The organism is Rhizobium arsenicireducens (genome assembly GCF_964021225.1).
In genome coordinates this window covers 2,423,282-2,436,803 of the sequence record NZ_CAXHYK020000001.1, presented here as the reverse complement: position 1 = coordinate 2,436,803, position 13,522 = coordinate 2,423,282, and the positions used below count along the sequence as shown (strand labels likewise).

The following is a 13,522-nucleotide window of genomic DNA, read 5'->3' as shown; positions in this document are numbered from 1 at the left end:
ATCTCTCACTGTTGCAGACGGCTATGGCGATCGCTGCACTGGGCGATCACCACGCCATCGCCGGCCTCTGCGCCCAATTCCACGCACCCTTCATCATGGCAAAGCTTCCAGCCGCCGCCGGTCGCACCGGAGGCCGCGAGACGCAGTTCGCTGACCGGTGGATTTTTCGGTTGCCATTCCCACCAGCCATTCTTCAGCACCGCACCGTCGCCGGGCTCCATGCCGGCGCCGGAGCCCTTGACCCGCGCTACCGTCAGTTGGAGACCGGCCGGCGTCAACGCCCATTCCTCCTGCCACTCTGTCTTCTGCACCGAATGGGTCCAGGTGAGCGAGAACAGCGAGATGGCGAAGCTCATCGCCTTGGCGCCTGCGATGATGCAGACGCCCGTGCTCATGCCGCCACGTCGGCGGTGGGCGCGGCCTTCTTTGCCGCTGCCACGCGCCGCCAGACGACGATGGCGAACAGCACGGCAAGGCCAAAGCCGATCTCGTCGGTCAACGGCAGGGCGGCAATCAGGGTGAAGGCGGCAATCACGCCCAGCGCCCGCTCCAGCACTCCAAGCCTGACGCCGAGGAAGCCGATCACCGCCGCGCCCCAAAGGCCGATCGAGATGGCCGTCTTGAGGACGATATAGGCGACCGCCGCCGGAAAGCCGATGGATTGCGCAAGCGCGCCGCCGTCCTGCAGCATCAGGGCCGGCGTGTAGACCGCCATGAACGGGATGACGAAACCGGCTGCCGCGACCTTGATCGCCTCGATCGAGATTTTCAGCCCGCTTTCCTTGGCGATCGGTGCTGCGGCAAAGCAGGCGAGCGCCACCGGTGGCGTCAAGTCGGCGAGGATGCCGAAATAGAAGACGAACATATGGCTGACGATCAGCGGCACGCCGAGTTCGAGCAGGGCCGGACCGGCAATCGACGAGGTGATGATGTAGTTCGGGATCGTCGGAATGCCCATGCCGAGCACGATGCAGGTGATCATGGTCAGGACGAGCGACAGGAAGAGGCTGTGTCCGCCGACCGAGACGATGAACTGGCCGAAGGTGTTGGCCGCCCCCGTCAGCGTCATCGTGCCAACGATCACGCCGACCACCGCGCAGGCGATGGCGACGGGAAGCGCGGTCTTGGCGCCGTCGGCCAGCGAATCGCGGCAGATGACAAGCGTCTCGCGTCCGCCCTTGGAAAGAGCGTTCCAGGCGATCAGCACGGCGACGCCGACAAGAACGACACCCATGCCGTACTTGAAGAAGGAGGCCGCGAGCAGCCCGAGGCCGATCCAGAACATGACCCGCACAACCATCGACGGCAGGCCCAGAGCGATAGAGCTGCCGAGGATGAGAAGGAGAGTGAAGGCAAGCCCTACCGTGCCGGCAAAGAGCGGCGTGTATCCGGAAAACAGTAGCCAGACCAGTGCTGCAAGCGGCAAGATCAGGTACCACTGACTGGTCAGCGCCTTCAGCGCCGAAGGCAGTTCGTCTTTCGGCAGGCCATGCAGGGAGTGCTTGCCGGCTTCGAGATGCACCATCCAGAAGGCCGAGCCGAAATAGAGCAGGGCGGGAATGATCGCGGCCCTGACGACCTCGTGATACTCCACACCGAGCGTCTCGGCCATGATGAAGGCGACCGCACCCATGACCGGCGGCATGATCTGTCCACCCATCGAAGAGGTCGCCTCGACGCCGCCGGCGAAGGCGGCCCGATAGCCGAAGCGCTTCATCAGCGGAATGGTGAATTGCCCAGTCGTGACGACATTGGCGACGCCCGATCCGGAAATCGTGCCCATCAGTCCGGACGAAATGATCGAGACCTTGGCCGCGCCGCCCTTCTTGTGGCCGACGAGGCCGAGCGAAATGTCGGTGAAGAGCCGGATCATGCCAGCCTTTTCGAGGAAGGCGCCGAACAGGATGAAGAGGAAGATATAGGTCGAGGAGACATAGATCGGGATGCCGTAGATGCCTTCCGTGCCATAGGCCATGTGCTCGATCACCTGGCCGAAGTCGTAGCCGCGGTGGTCGAACGGGGCGGGCAGGTATTCGCCGAACAGGCAATAGGCGAGGAACAGGCCGGAAATGATCGGCAGGGTCGCCCCCATGGCGAACCAGGCGGCGGCGAAGACGGTAAAAAGCGCGATCACGCCCATCACCAGGTCCAGCGGCACCGGATCGCCGGCCCGCACCAGCAGGTCTTCGTATTCGATCCACTGATAGCCGGCGACTGCGACGCCAAGCAGCGCGAGCCCCCAGGCAGTCCCCTTGCCAACCGGACCGTAACCGCGCGCCAGCGCCAGCAGCGGAAAGATCAGGGCGGTGACGAATCCGACATGGATGGCGCGCACGACCTGGCTTGGAAAGTCGATGACATGGGCGGCCGTGGCGACCTGAAAGAGCGAGAAAGCGATCGCCAGATAGAACAGGAAGCGCCCCTCGCGACCAGGCGGAAAACTCTCGGCGAGGGGATCGTGCAGACCGAGTTCGCGGCTGTCGGCCGGCATGTCGTGCTTGACCGTGTCATGCAGCATGAAACGCTCCTGTAACCGGCGCTAACGACCGGGCATGTCCTGTGGAGTGGGTGGTCGGGAATGAATGCGGCCCGGACGAGGCCGGGCCGCAGCAGGCATCAGAGCAAGCCCTTTTCCTTGTAGTAGCGCTCGGCGCCCGGATGCAGCGGCACCGGCATGCCGGTCAGGGCATTCTCCAGCTTGATCTGCGAGGCGGCATTGTGAGCGGCTTCCATCTCCGGCAGATTTTCGAAAAGCTGCTTGGTCATCTGGTAGGCGGTTTCGTCCGAGACGTCCGAATGCGTGATGAGGAAGTTGACCACAGCCACCGTCGGCACATCCGCGTCTTGGCCCTTGTAGGTCCCGGCGGGAATGGTCGCGGCGATATAGGGCGCGCCGAGCTTGGTCACGACCTCTTCCGGCACGGCCACCACCTGGATCTCGACGGAGGTCGCGAGGTCCTTGATCGACGAAACGCCAAGGCCGGCCGATTGCAGGGTCGCGTTGAGCTGGCGGTTCTTCATCAGTTCGACCGATTCGGCAAAGGGCAGATATTCGGTCTTGGCCAGGTCCTCATAGCTCATGCCGGCGGCGGCGAAGATCGCCCGGGCATTCAGCTCGGTGCCGGACTTGGCGGCGCCGACCGAGAGGCTCTTGCCCTTCATGTCGGCGAGGCTCGCAATGCCAGCCTCCTTGGCGGCGACGATCTGGATATAGTTCGGATAGATGGCGGCAATACCGCGCAGCTTGTCGAGCGGCGCCTTGAAGCCGGCATCGGCATCGCCTTCCCAGGCGAGCTTGACGCTGTCGCCGAGCGCAAAGCCGATTTCGCCCTTGCCCTGCTGCAGGAGGTTGAGGTTCTCGACCGAAGCCTTGGTCGCCTGCACCTGGGTGCGGGCACCCTCGATCTTTGTGCCGTAGATATTCGACAGCGCGGCGCCGAGCGGATAATAAACGCCCGATGTGCCGCCGGTGAGCACGTTGATGAATTCGGCTGCCTTGACCGGCACCGCGCCAAGCGCAGTCGAAAGCGCGAGCGCGCCGGCAAGAACGGTTGCGAATTTCGTGGTCTTCATGAAGGTCCTCCCAAACCAGTCTGTTAATGGGGGCATCATGGGGGAGGCAGCATGCGCCCGTCAATCGTGAGCATGCTTTTTTGCCGGGACAACGATAAGCATGCGTTGTGAGCGTTGGCCTGTTTTTGCGTTTGGCCTGTGCTGTAGCGCGCCTATTGCGGGTCGAGGGGCTCGGTGCCAGCCGGCTTTCCGGCCCGGTCGAGGCGGATCTTTTCGATGCGGCTTTCGGCGGCGTTGAGCAGCGTCTCGCAGTGTTTCTTCAACAGCTCGCCGCGCTCGTAGATGGCAATCGACTCGTCGAGCGCCACGTCGCCGCGCTCCAGCCGGGCCACGATGCTTTCGAGTTCGGCCACTGCCTTCTCGAAGGAATAGCTGGAAATCTCGGCGGAAACGGCACTCTCGGTCATACTCAACCCTTCATCAGTCGCAGGATATGCAGGCCGGCCGATTCGGCCAAGCCCTCGAGATCATAACCGCCTTCGAGAAGGCTGACGACCCGGTTGTGGGCAAAACGGTCGGCCACTTCCATCAGCCGGCCCGTCGCCCAGTCGAAATCCTCGCCGACGAGGTTGATCTGCGCCAGCGGATCGCGGTGATGGGCATCGAAGCCGGCCGAGATCAGGATGAGGTCGGGGGAGAAATCCTGGAGCGCCGGCAGCACCCGGCTCTTGAATGCCTCGCGGAAATGCTCAGAGCCGACATTGGCCGACAAGGGGGCGTTGACCACATTGTTCTTCAAGCCCGTCTCGTCCTTGGCGCCGGTGCCGGGATAGAGCGGCATCTGGTGCGTCGAGCAGAACAGCACGGACGGATCGTTCCAGAAGATGTCCTGCGTGCCATTGCCGTGATGCACATCCCAGTCGACGATCGCCACGCGTTCGGCGCCGAATTTTCTTTGCGCATGGCGCGCCGCGATCGCGACCGTGTTGAACAGGCAGAAGCCCATGGCCTTGGATGCCTCCGCATGGTGCCCTGGCGGGCGCCCGGCGACGAAGGCGTTGGAGATCTCGCCGCTCATCACCGCATCGACGGCCGCCATCGCTCCGCCGATCGCCGTCAGCGCCGCCTGCAGGCTCTTCGGCGAGGCATAGGTATCGGCCTCGATCTGGTTGATCTCGCCCTCCTCCTCGGGGATCTGCCGCATGACGGCAAACAGATGCTCTTCCGGATGGGCAAGCAGAACGGCGTCCTCATTGGCGATCTTCGCCTCGACGCGCTCAAGGCGGGCGAAATTGGGGTGCTCCAGTGCAATGTTGAGCGAGCGCAGGCGGTCGGCTCGCTCTGGATGGCCAGTTGGCGTTTCGTGCTCCAGAAAGACGGCGTTCTCGTAGAGGCGTGTGGTCATCGCTCATGTTCCTCGAAGGTCCCGGCCAACATAGTGCGCGCCGTCGTCATGTTCTACCTATGGGCCGAAATCTTGGGCGCCTGCGCCTGTGGACAGCTTCGGGTGTTGAGGTCCGGCCTTGGCCATTTGCTGGCCATTGTCCGATCCATCTTTGTCCGCATCTTGTGGTCTGGCCGGAAATGTCCTTGAATAATCGGCACAAAGGCCAACCGAGGGACACGCCCATGGACGACACAGAACGCGTCGAGGTGACCGAGATCCGCGTGCCCTATCGCGATATCGACATGGCGGGCCGGCTGCACAATGCCGCCTATCTCGCCTATGCCGAAACCGCGCTCTACCATTTCTGGCGCTATCGCCCGCCGCTCGAAGACGAGCCGCACTTCCACGCGACCAAAATCGAGCTGCGCCTCCACGAGCCGCTCAGGCTGGACGACAAGTCGCGTCTGACGGTGCAGATCGACAAGATCGGCGGGAAGTCGATCGGATTCAACGTGTCGATCGATAGGGACAAGACACTTTGCGCCGAGGTCGAGATCATTTGGGTCGCCAGCGATCCGCAAACAGCCGATCCCGTTCGATTGCCGGAGGATATCCGCGACTGGCTCTATGGCTATTTGAAGTAAGGTGCAGCATCGGGGCAGGGGAGCCCTGCGCGTTGCGGGGGCGATGACCTCGATGTCCTTTGCCGGTATGTTGCCGGTCGCAGGAGCGCGCAAGAGTTGGCGGCGATCTCTGACCGCTATTCCCCGCGTGACAACGCGCTATCTGCTCAAACCCGCAGCCGCGGACAGCCAGGCTGCCGCGGTCACTGGGGCTTGGGTCAAAGGCTCACGCGCCGTCCTTCTTTGTCGGCCGACTTGCGGTCTGCGCCGTGCCTGTCGATGATGGCCTTGGCATCCTCGACAGAAATGCGGTGCTTCTTGGCAAAAGGAATAGGCTCGTAAGGCTGATCCGCTGCCGAATTGCTGGTTTTATTGTCAGACATGATCGTCTCCTGTTGTGCTGGCCTCAGCGGGATACCGAAACCATTGGATAGGATGGAAGGGTGAGAGGAAGAGAGCAGCGCAAGTGTTCTTGCGCTTTCGTATGCGCCGGCGCGGCTTGTTCGGCCGGCATCCGATTTGACAAGGGTGGCTTCAGTACTTGTTGCGGCGGACCACCTTGTTGCCGCGCGGCCCGGTTTGCACCGGCGTTCTGCTGCGGCTTTCCTCGATAAGATTGCGCCACCGTACCAGCCGGTCGGCGTCGAGCTGACCTGAAGCGATTGCCGCCTGCACGGCACAGCCCGGTTCATGGACATGGGTGCAGTCGCGAAACCGACATTGCTCCGCCAGAGCGGAAATATCACCGAACAGCGTGTCGATGCCGTCGGTCACGTCGCTCACATACAGCGTCCGGATCCCCGGCGTATCGATGACCCAGCCGCCACCGGCAATGGCGTGCAGCGAGCGCGCCGTCGTCGTGTGTCGACCCTGGGCGTCATGTTCGCGGATCGTGCCGGTCTTCTGCGCCGTTTCACTTCCGGATCCGGCCAGGGTGTTGACCAGTGTCGATTTTCCGACCCCGGAGGATCCGACCAGCGCCACGGTTTGCCCGGCGCCGCACCACGGCTTCAGGATGTCGATCGCGTCCGCCGAGCGCGCGTTCAGGATGACCACCGGCAAGTCGCGCTGCAGGGCCATGGCTTGGCGATGATAGTCCTCGGCGTCGGCGGCGGTATCCGCCTTGGTCAGCACGATCACCGGGGTGGTTCCGGCCTGGTGGGCCATGATCAGGTAGCGTTCCAGCCGTGCCTGATTGAAGTCGGCGTTGCAGGACGTCGTGATGAAAAGCGTATCGACGTTAGCGGCTGCGAGCTGCCGGCCGTTCCTGGCTTCGGTGTGCCTTTGTAGCAGGGTCTTGCGATCGAGGCGGCGTAGCAGCATGTCGGTCTGCGGATCGGCCAGAACCCAGTCGCCAACTGCGTAGTCGGCGGTATTGGCATTGGCCGCAAGCTCGAGCGGCACTGGCCCTGTGGCGTCGATCGCCTCGAGCCGGGCCCGGTGGACCGAGGCGATGCGTCGGGGTGCAAGCCGTGCTTCGTCGATACCTACCTGAGCGGCAAAGAAATCCGACCAGCCGAGCCGTTCCAGCGATGCGGACGTTTCGGACCCGCTCAAGGTTTGATCCGCAGACTGGTGCGTTTTGTCATCGGTCAGCTTTCCGTCGAATGGAGAAGATGCGGTCTGTCGCGTGGCCATTCTGCCGCGATCGTCACGCATATTGCCGTTCTTGGAACTGCCTTGGCAATGCCTGCCAAAGCTAAGCGCGGTCAAAGGTAAACGAGGTCAACAGACTGGTCACGAAGTTGCTGGCTTTTTCCTTCACCAGAACCTCCGTCCATTCGTTTGTACCCCGAAGCATCAAGCCGGTATAGATGCTGTCGACGGCAGCCTCTTCAATGCGCTTGATATGCGCCTGGAACTCGGCCTCGCTGCCCGTCCTGTAAATGTCCCGCACGACGATCCGCAGGATTTCCTGGATGGCGATCTGCCAGGCGGTGGTGGTCGCCTGGAGCTCCTTCTCTGCTGCTGTCATTGCGCACTCCGATCGTTCTGTGGCTTGACCACGCCGTCAATCAGGATGGCCCGGATCGCAGTCAGACGGTCAGCAGGCATAAAAAAAGGCCAGGCAATTTGCCTGACCTCGCTTGGTAACTTGGCTTTCGACAGTGCCAGTACATCCGTGGTCAAAGGAAAGCCGTTACCGATTATACGGCCTGCAGGTTGCAGGCAGACATCTTGCCCGACTTGCTGTCGCGCTCCATGTCGTAGCCGATCTTCTGGCCTTCGACGATTTCGCGCATGCCAGCGCGTTCGACGGCCGAGATGTGAACGAAGGCGTCCTGGCCGCCGTCGTCAGGCTGAATGAAGCCGAAGCCCTTGGTGGAATTGAACCATTTAACTGTGCCAGTGGTCATGATGAACCCTTTCTTAGCATATTGATTGACCACAGCGCTGAAGCGCTGCGGATGATGATAACGATTTTTGAAAGGAAGGTTCGTTCAGGGCGCGGTGCTAGACGCGCGGTAACCAAAGCTCAGCAAATCTCGATGACCTTCATATAGACGGGCGCATTCGGTTTGTCAACTTTTAGTTTATAGAGACCGTCATTCTCGTATTTTGGTTGTCTTCCTCGGGCGGTGCAATCCAAGGATCCAGCCGAGCCAAACAGAGCCTGCCACACCGCCCCATGTCACTGGGTAGCTCAGAAACTCCCCGGCGGGTTCTCGTCGCAATCAAACAACACACCTTCCGGCTTGACACCGCCCATGGTGCAGAAGATCCCGCCCCAATGATAGCCTATACCAGATGCGGTCTTGACCTTGAACCACTGGTAGTCGTCGGTCCAGATGCCGGTCGCCTCGATCAGTTCGATCGGCTGGCCAAGCCGGATGCTCGCCTTCTTCTTCGAGTCCATGCTCGGGCCGGCGCGCAGGATGCCGCCATACGAGAGCGCCGAGAGATCCTTGATCGGGGTGATCGCCCGGCCGCCGGCGGGAGTTGCACTTTCCGCGGCGGCGGAATTGTTCTCCGCCTCGAACATGCTCTGCACGTCGCCATGGCAGCGCTCCGGGACCTTGCCCCATTGGGCCTCTTCGGCAAAACAGCGCATCACGGTGGACTTGCCGCAAAGCGTCTCGACTGCCCGCATGCAGGCCTCGTCATATCCTTGCGCACGGGACGGAGTGGAAATTCCGCAGGCGAGGAGCAGGGTGGAGAGCGCGAAGAGAAAAGTCTGTATCTGTCGCATGAAGGCCCCAGGTCGCTCGATGCGGCGGGCATCCTGCCTTGCCGCGATTGAAGCGCATGCTATCGGAGCGCGTCGCAGAAGCACGGGCCATTTTGGGGTTCTGTTCGCCGTTCGGCAAAGACCCCGCCGCCTTGCGCGGCGAGGTCGGAAATTCCTCGGCCAGGCCTCAGGCCTCAGGCCCCGGCCCCGGTCACGCGCCAGATGACGTCGCCGACATCGTCGGCAACCAGCAGCGAGCCGTCCGGGCCGATGGTGACACCCACCGGGCGGCCATAGGAATATTTCTCGTCCGGTGCCAGGAAATCGGTGAGGATGTCACGCGGCGGGCCGGAGGGCCGGCCGTCCTCGAACGGCACGAAGATAACCTTGTAACCGGCGAGGTTCGAGCGGTTCCACGAGCCGTGCTGGCCGATCACCATGCCATCGGGGAAGCCCGGCAAAGTTCCTGCGGGCAGCCAACAAAGGCCGAGCGAGGCCGTGTGGCCGCCGAGCGCATAGTCGGGACGGATCGCACTCGCGACCTTGGCCGGATCCTGCGGCACGCGGTCGTCGACCGTCTGGCCCCAGTAGCAGAACGGCCAACCGTAGAAGCCGCCGTCCTTGACCGAGGTGAGATAGTCTGGCGGCGTCTCGTCGCCGAGCCCGTCGCGCTCGTTGACCACGGTGAAGAGGTCGCCCGTCGTGGGCTCGAAGGCAAGGCCGACGGGATTGCGCAGGCCGCTCGCGAAGATGCGGTTATCGCCGGTCTCGAGGTTTACCTCATAGATGCAGGCGCGGCCTTCCTCCTGGTCCATGACGTCTTCGCCGATATTGCTGAGCGAGCCGACCCCGACATAGAGCTTTTTGCCGTCGCGGCTTGGCAGGATGCTGCGCGTCCAGTGGCCGGCCGGCTTGTAGTCGGCGATCTTGCGGCCCTGCGCCTGGATCTTCGTCGCGCCCTCGGCATAGGGAAAGGCCATGATGCCGTCGGTATTGCCGACATAAAAGGTGCCGTCGAGCATGGCCATGCCGAAGGGGTGGTTGAGCCCCTCCATGAAGGTGTGGCGCACCTCGGCCACCCCGTCGCCGTCGGCATCGCGTAGCAGCGTGATACGGTTCGGGCTGTCGCCGACGGCCGCCGCCCGCTTCATCGTCGAATACATGGCATAGTCGAACGGCGTCCTGATCCGCCCGCCATCGACCCCCAGCGCCTCGGCCGTCAGCACGTCGCCGTTCGGCAGCACATAAATCCAGCGCGGATGCTTGAGGCCCTTGGCAAAGGCGTTGACCTTGAGGCCGGGGGCGGCGGTCGGCGCATGGCCATCCTCCCAGCCCTTGGCGGTCGGCATCTTGAGCGTCGGGATGCGCTGCGGCTTTGCTTCAGGAATGATCGGCGCGCCGCCGAGGGCCGGCTTCTCCGGGCTCTTGCCCCAGCGCCGCATCAGGATCATCGCCGCGCCGATCATGGCGACAAGGCGAGCGAAAAGGGCCGTCATGTCAGTCTCCTTCAGAGTTTCGCCGGAACCATAGCCGAAGCCCGAAGCGCTTGGAACTGACGATCGGCAAAATCAGCGCAGATCGTCGATCAGCTTCGGATGGCGGTCGAGCAGCCGCAGCAGCTGGCTGGTCGGCCCGCTGTACTCCGTCATCGAAAGCGGGAGAGACGATGCGTGGATCTCACCGTCCCCGATAGACGAAGGGGCCGGGCTCGGCCTCGCCGTCCTCTTCGGCGGCCGCCGCAAGTGCGGCGTGGAGGGGCGAGCGGATGCAGACTGGGTCGGTGGCGGTGGCGTCGCCGGCAAGCGCCATGGCCTGGCAGCGGCAGCCGCCGAAGTCGATGTGCTTGCGCTCGCAGCTACGGCAGGGTTCGGCCATCCAGTCGTCACCGCGATAGGCGTTGAAGGCTGCACCCTCGAGCCAGATCTCGGCAAGCGCCTTCGCGCGCACATTGTCGAAGGTGAGCCCCGGTATGGTCTCGGCCGCATGGCAGGGCAGAACGCGCCCCGCCGGATTGACGTTGAGCCCGGTGCGGCCCCAGCCGCCCATGCAGGCCTTCGGATAGCGCGAATGGTGGTCGGCCGGCACATAGTCGATCACCAGCGTTCCGGCGAGGCGTGTCCGCGCTTCCGCGACGAAGGCGGTGGTCGCTTCCACCTGTGCCCGCGTCGGCATGAGCGAGGCCCGGTTGCGCTCGGCCCAGCCGTGGAACTGCACGGTGGCGATCTCGATCCGCCGCGCGCCGAGTTCGATGGCAAGTCCTACCATGTCCTCGATCTCGTCCATGTTCTGCTTGTGGCAGACGGCGTTGACGGTGAGCGGAATGCCGGCCGCATGGGTCCAGCCGGCGACGGCGATCTTGCGGTCATAGCCGCCCGCATAGCCGCCGACCAGATCGGCCTTTTCCGGCGTGACACCCTGGATGGACAGTTGCAGATGGTCGAGCCCGGCCTCCGAAAGTTCCTGAATGCGCGCCTCTGTCAGCCCGACGCCGGAGGTGATGAGATTGGTATAGAGCCCGAAGCCGGACGCAGCTTTGGTGAGCGCCACCAGATCGCGGCGCGAAGCGGGTTCTCCGCCAGAGAGATGCAGGTGCAGCACGCCAAGTTCGGCCGCCTGGCGGAAGACGTCGATCCATTCCTCCGTCGAAAGCTCTTCCGAGGCCCGGGAAAGCTCCAGCGGATTGGAGCAATAGGGACAGGCGAGCGGACAGCGATGGGTGAGTTCCGCCAGCAGCGCGATCGGCGGTGGCGGGCGCTGGGCGGCGAAACGGACGGGTGAGGGGTGTTCGTTCATCGGACGATCTCCAGCAGGCGCCGGTCGGAAAACTCGCGGATGAAGGTGATCACGTCGGCGAGCACCTGATCCTGCGGCGCATCGAACTGACGGGCAAAATCCGCGGCGATTGTATCGAGGTCGCGGGTCCCGTCCAGCGCCTTGACGATGGCGACCGCGATTTCGTCGAGCGCCAGCGCCCGTTCCGGCGCCAAGAGCACGGTCTGGCCGCGTACCGGGTCCTCGCGCAGCCGCACGCCGCGCGCCAGCCGCGCCACGGTTGCGCCGCTCACGGCGACGCCGGTGCCGCCAGCCTCGGCGGTTTCTACTGGGCTCTCGCCAGCGCTTGGGGCCGTCCCTTCGCCGCTCATTCCGCCGCCCCGCGCAAGGGGTTCTCGTCGATCGCGCCGGTCACGCCCTCGCGCCCGTCCCAGCCGCCGGGCGGAATGCGCGCCGGCGCCACATAGGCCGAATGCAGCGTATCGAGCTGCGACCACAAGACATCCGTCTTGAAGGTGAGCGCGGCGGCCGCCGCGTCCTGCTTCTCCAGCGTGTCGGCATGGTCGAGCACGAAGGCCAGACCGAACCTGACGTCCTCAGGCGCCTCGTTCAGCCGCTGGCGGAAATAGGAGAGCGCGCTGTCGTCGGCGAAGGCATAATGCTTGAGCAGCCCGGCAATGCGGTTCTCGTGGATCGCCGGGGCGAAGAGCTCGGTGAGCGATGAGGCGACCGCTTCGAGCAGCGGCTTTTCGCGGACGAAATGCACATAGGCATCGACGGCAAAGCGCGTGCCCGGCAGTACGCCGCGGGTCGAGGCGACGAAATCCGGATCGAGCCCGACCGCCTCGGCCAGCTTCAGCCAGCGGCGAATGCCGCCGCCCTCGTCCACCCCGCCGTCATGATCCTCGATGCGGCTGCGCCAGATGCGGCGCAATTGCGGATCCTCGCAGCGCGACAGGAAGGCCGCGTCCTTCATCGGGATGCGGCTCTGATAGTAATAGCGATTGATCACCCAGGCGCGAACCTGGATCATCGAACAGCCGCCGCCATGCAGCATCTGGTGAAACGGGTGCTTGTCGTGATAGCGCGACGCCCCGATCGCCCGCAGGCGCGCCTCGAACTGTTCTCTGTCAGGAGTGGGCTGCAAGGGTGACCTCCATTCCGTCATGGCCGACTTCGAAACCCTGCGCCTCGACCTGATCGCGCTCCGGCCCGGCGCGCCAGATCGGGTTCGTGTTGTTGATGTGGACGTAGACCTTGCGGCCGATCGACAGGGCCGACAGGGCAGCGAGGCTTCCGCCTTCGCCATGGATCGGCATATGCCCCATGCGCCGTCCGGTCTTGCTGCCGACGCCGGCAACGATCATCTCGTCGTCCTCGAACACGGTGCCGTCGAAGAAGACGAGGTCGGCATTCTCGAGCCTCTGCGCAAGCGTTGCCGGCATCGAGCCGCAGCCGGGAATGTAATAGGCGCGCTTGTCGCCGATCAGGAATTCGACGCCGACGGTGTCGTCGGTTTCCTGGCCGAGCTTCAGGTCGGCCCCTTCGAGATAGAGCGGCACCTTGCCGGGCACGGCGAACAACCGGATCTCAAGCCCGTCGAGCGGCGAAAACGGCATGTCGAGGCCGACCGTCCGCTGCTGCACGAGCGCGGGATCGAGCACCTGGAAGACCGGGTTCTGCCCGAGCGTCTCCATCAGCGCCGCCGTGGCATGGAGCGTGAAGCTCTGCTTTTCCCGCAGCGTCAGGAGCCCGGTGATATGGTCGATGTCGCCATTGGTGACGACCACGCTTCTGATCGGGCTGTCGCGCAGCGCGCGGGGATGGAGGCAGGCATTGCGTTCGATCTGGGTGCGGATGTCGGGCGAGGCGTTGAACACGACCCATCGCTCGCCGTCCGGGCTGACCGCCAGCGACGATTGCGTCTGGGGTTTGAGGCCCGACGCCGGATCACGCGCCGCGCGACAGTTCGGGCAGCCGCAGTTCCACTGGGGCAGGCCTCCGCCGGCCGCGGCACCGAGCACGAGGAAACGAACTTGCGCCATCGCCTCGTGCCCC

General features: G+C 63.9%; 16 protein-coding genes. 1 reads left to right on the top strand and 15 read right to left on the bottom strand.

Annotation, left to right across the window (positions count from 1 at the left end; translation table 11 throughout):
- Nucleotides 1-5 precede the first annotated feature (5 nt).
- From ACWPVA_RS12215 to ACWPVA_RS12195, 5 genes are all read right to left on the bottom strand, one after another.
- The gene (locus ACWPVA_RS12215; RefSeq protein WP_454287950.1) at nucleotides 6-395 is read right to left on the bottom strand and encodes a DUF1850 domain-containing protein; all 390 of its coding nucleotides are present in this window, start codon (nucleotides 393-395) and stop codon (nucleotides 6-8) included.
- A complete protein-coding gene (locus ACWPVA_RS12210; RefSeq protein ID WP_454287949.1) occupies nucleotides 392-2,518 on the bottom strand; it encodes a TRAP transporter permease in 2,127 nt (708 codons plus the stop codon). The genes ACWPVA_RS12215 and ACWPVA_RS12210 overlap by 4 nt, the downstream gene beginning before the upstream one ends.
- 98 nt (nucleotides 2,519-2,616) lie before the next feature.
- Nucleotides 2,617-3,573 carry a TAXI family TRAP transporter solute-binding subunit gene (locus ACWPVA_RS12205; protein WP_454287948.1) on the bottom strand — a complete coding sequence of 319 codons (957 nt, stop codon included), beginning with the start codon at nucleotides 3,571-3,573 and terminating at the stop codon, nucleotides 2,617-2,619.
- Nucleotides 3,574-3,725: 152 nt separating this feature from the next.
- Nucleotides 3,726-3,980: an exodeoxyribonuclease VII small subunit gene (locus ACWPVA_RS12200; protein WP_454287947.1), complete on the bottom strand. Its 255-nt coding sequence runs from the start codon at nucleotides 3,978-3,980 to the stop codon at nucleotides 3,726-3,728.
- Nucleotides 3,981-3,982: 2 nt separating this feature from the next.
- The gene (locus tag ACWPVA_RS12195; protein ID WP_454287946.1) at nucleotides 3,983-4,918 is read right to left on the bottom strand and encodes a histone deacetylase family protein; all 936 of its coding nucleotides are present in this window, start codon (nucleotides 4,916-4,918) and stop codon (nucleotides 3,983-3,985) included.
- A gap of 224 nt (nucleotides 4,919-5,142) precedes the next feature.
- Between ACWPVA_RS12195 and ACWPVA_RS12190 the strand changes: the two genes are divergently transcribed.
- Nucleotides 5,143-5,544 (top strand): acyl-CoA thioesterase, encoded by a 402-nt coding sequence (locus ACWPVA_RS12190; RefSeq protein ID WP_454287945.1) that lies wholly within the window; start codon nucleotides 5,143-5,145, stop codon nucleotides 5,542-5,544.
- A gap of 197 nt (nucleotides 5,545-5,741) precedes the next feature.
- Here the strand turns inward: ACWPVA_RS12190 and ACWPVA_RS12185 are convergent, their stop codons facing one another.
- The 10 genes from ACWPVA_RS12185 to pqqB form a co-directional block, all read right to left on the bottom strand.
- Nucleotides 5,742-5,906 (bottom strand): hypothetical protein, encoded by a 165-nt coding sequence (locus ACWPVA_RS12185; protein WP_454287944.1) that lies wholly within the window; start codon nucleotides 5,904-5,906, stop codon nucleotides 5,742-5,744.
- A gap of 151 nt (nucleotides 5,907-6,057) precedes the next feature.
- Nucleotides 6,058-7,080, bottom strand: coding sequence for a ribosome small subunit-dependent GTPase A (rsgA, locus tag ACWPVA_RS12180; RefSeq protein ID WP_454287943.1), 1,023 nt, complete (start codon nucleotides 7,078-7,080; stop codon nucleotides 6,058-6,060).
- Nucleotides 7,081-7,222: 142 nt separating this feature from the next.
- Complete coding sequence (locus ACWPVA_RS12175; protein WP_454287942.1) at nucleotides 7,223-7,498, bottom strand: hypothetical protein; 276 nt, start codon at nucleotides 7,496-7,498, stop codon at nucleotides 7,223-7,225.
- 172 nt (nucleotides 7,499-7,670) lie between these two features.
- Nucleotides 7,671-7,880 (bottom strand): cold-shock protein, encoded by a 210-nt coding sequence (locus ACWPVA_RS12170; protein ID WP_028736877.1) that lies wholly within the window; start codon nucleotides 7,878-7,880, stop codon nucleotides 7,671-7,673.
- A 287-nt stretch (nucleotides 7,881-8,167) separates the two neighbouring features.
- Entirely contained in the window at nucleotides 8,168-8,713 is a 546-nt protein-coding gene (locus tag ACWPVA_RS12165; RefSeq protein ID WP_454287941.1) for an SH3 domain-containing protein, read from the bottom strand.
- A gap of 173 nt (nucleotides 8,714-8,886) precedes the next feature.
- Nucleotides 8,887-10,188 (bottom strand): PQQ-dependent sugar dehydrogenase, encoded by a 1,302-nt coding sequence (locus ACWPVA_RS12160; protein ID WP_454287940.1) that lies wholly within the window; start codon nucleotides 10,186-10,188, stop codon nucleotides 8,887-8,889.
- A 181-nt stretch (nucleotides 10,189-10,369) separates the two neighbouring features.
- Nucleotides 10,370-11,485, bottom strand: a complete 1,116-nt coding sequence (gene pqqE, locus ACWPVA_RS12155; protein WP_454287939.1) for a pyrroloquinoline quinone biosynthesis protein PqqE — start codon at nucleotides 11,483-11,485, stop codon at nucleotides 10,370-10,372.
- Nucleotides 11,482-11,835, bottom strand: coding sequence for a pyrroloquinoline quinone biosynthesis peptide chaperone PqqD (gene pqqD, locus ACWPVA_RS12150; RefSeq protein WP_454287938.1), 354 nt, complete (start codon nucleotides 11,833-11,835; stop codon nucleotides 11,482-11,484). The genes pqqE and pqqD overlap by 4 nt, the downstream gene beginning before the upstream one ends.
- Nucleotides 11,832-12,632: a pyrroloquinoline-quinone synthase PqqC gene (gene pqqC / locus ACWPVA_RS12145; protein ID WP_454287937.1), complete on the bottom strand. Its 801-nt coding sequence runs from the start codon at nucleotides 12,630-12,632 to the stop codon at nucleotides 11,832-11,834. Before pqqC ends, pqqD begins: the two co-directional genes overlap by 4 nt.
- Nucleotides 12,595-13,509, bottom strand: a complete 915-nt coding sequence (gene pqqB / locus ACWPVA_RS12140; protein WP_454287936.1) for a pyrroloquinoline quinone biosynthesis protein PqqB — start codon at nucleotides 13,507-13,509, stop codon at nucleotides 12,595-12,597. Before pqqB ends, pqqC begins: the two co-directional genes overlap by 38 nt.
- Between the last annotated feature and the right edge of the window lie 13 nt (nucleotides 13,510-13,522).

Bases quoted from the DNA above. Each gene is read 5' to 3' on its own strand.
- ACWPVA_RS12185 (WP_454287944.1), bottom strand. From the start codon at position 5,906: ATGTCTGACAATAAAACCAGCAATTCGGCAGCGGATCAGCCTTACGAG.
- ACWPVA_RS12215 (WP_454287950.1), bottom strand. From the start codon at position 395: ATGAGCACGGGCGTCTGCATCATCGCAGGCGCCAAGGCGATGAGCTTC.
- ACWPVA_RS12210 (WP_454287949.1), bottom strand. From the start codon at position 2,518: ATGCTGCATGACACGGTCAAGCACGACATGCCGGCCGACAGCCGCGAA.
- pqqC (WP_454287937.1), bottom strand. From the start codon at position 12,632: ATGACGGAATGGAGGTCACCCTTGCAGCCCACTCCTGACAGAGAACAG.
- ACWPVA_RS12190 (WP_454287945.1), top strand. From the start codon at position 5,143: ATGGACGACACAGAACGCGTCGAGGTGACCGAGATCCGCGTGCCCTAT.
- pqqD (WP_454287938.1), bottom strand. From the start codon at position 11,835: ATGAGCGGCGAAGGGACGGCCCCAAGCGCTGGCGAGAGCCCAGTAGAA.
- ACWPVA_RS12170 (WP_028736877.1), bottom strand. From the start codon at position 7,880: ATGACCACTGGCACAGTTAAATGGTTCAATTCCACCAAGGGCTTCGGC.
- ACWPVA_RS12160 (WP_454287940.1), bottom strand. From the start codon at position 10,188: ATGACGGCCCTTTTCGCTCGCCTTGTCGCCATGATCGGCGCGGCGATG.
- pqqB (WP_454287936.1), bottom strand. From the start codon at position 13,509: ATGGCGCAAGTTCGTTTCCTCGTGCTCGGTGCCGCGGCCGGCGGAGGC.
- ACWPVA_RS12195 (WP_454287946.1), bottom strand. From the start codon at position 4,918: ATGACCACACGCCTCTACGAGAACGCCGTCTTTCTGGAGCACGAAACG.
- ACWPVA_RS12200 (WP_454287947.1), bottom strand. From the start codon at position 3,980: ATGACCGAGAGTGCCGTTTCCGCCGAGATTTCCAGCTATTCCTTCGAG.
- ACWPVA_RS12205 (WP_454287948.1), bottom strand. From the start codon at position 3,573: ATGAAGACCACGAAATTCGCAACCGTTCTTGCCGGCGCGCTCGCGCTT.
- ACWPVA_RS12165 (WP_454287941.1), bottom strand. From the start codon at position 8,713: ATGCGACAGATACAGACTTTTCTCTTCGCGCTCTCCACCCTGCTCCTC.
- pqqE (WP_454287939.1), bottom strand. From the start codon at position 11,485: ATGAACGAACACCCCTCACCCGTCCGTTTCGCCGCCCAGCGCCCGCCA.
- ACWPVA_RS12175 (WP_454287942.1), bottom strand. From the start codon at position 7,498: ATGACAGCAGCAGAGAAGGAGCTCCAGGCGACCACCACCGCCTGGCAG.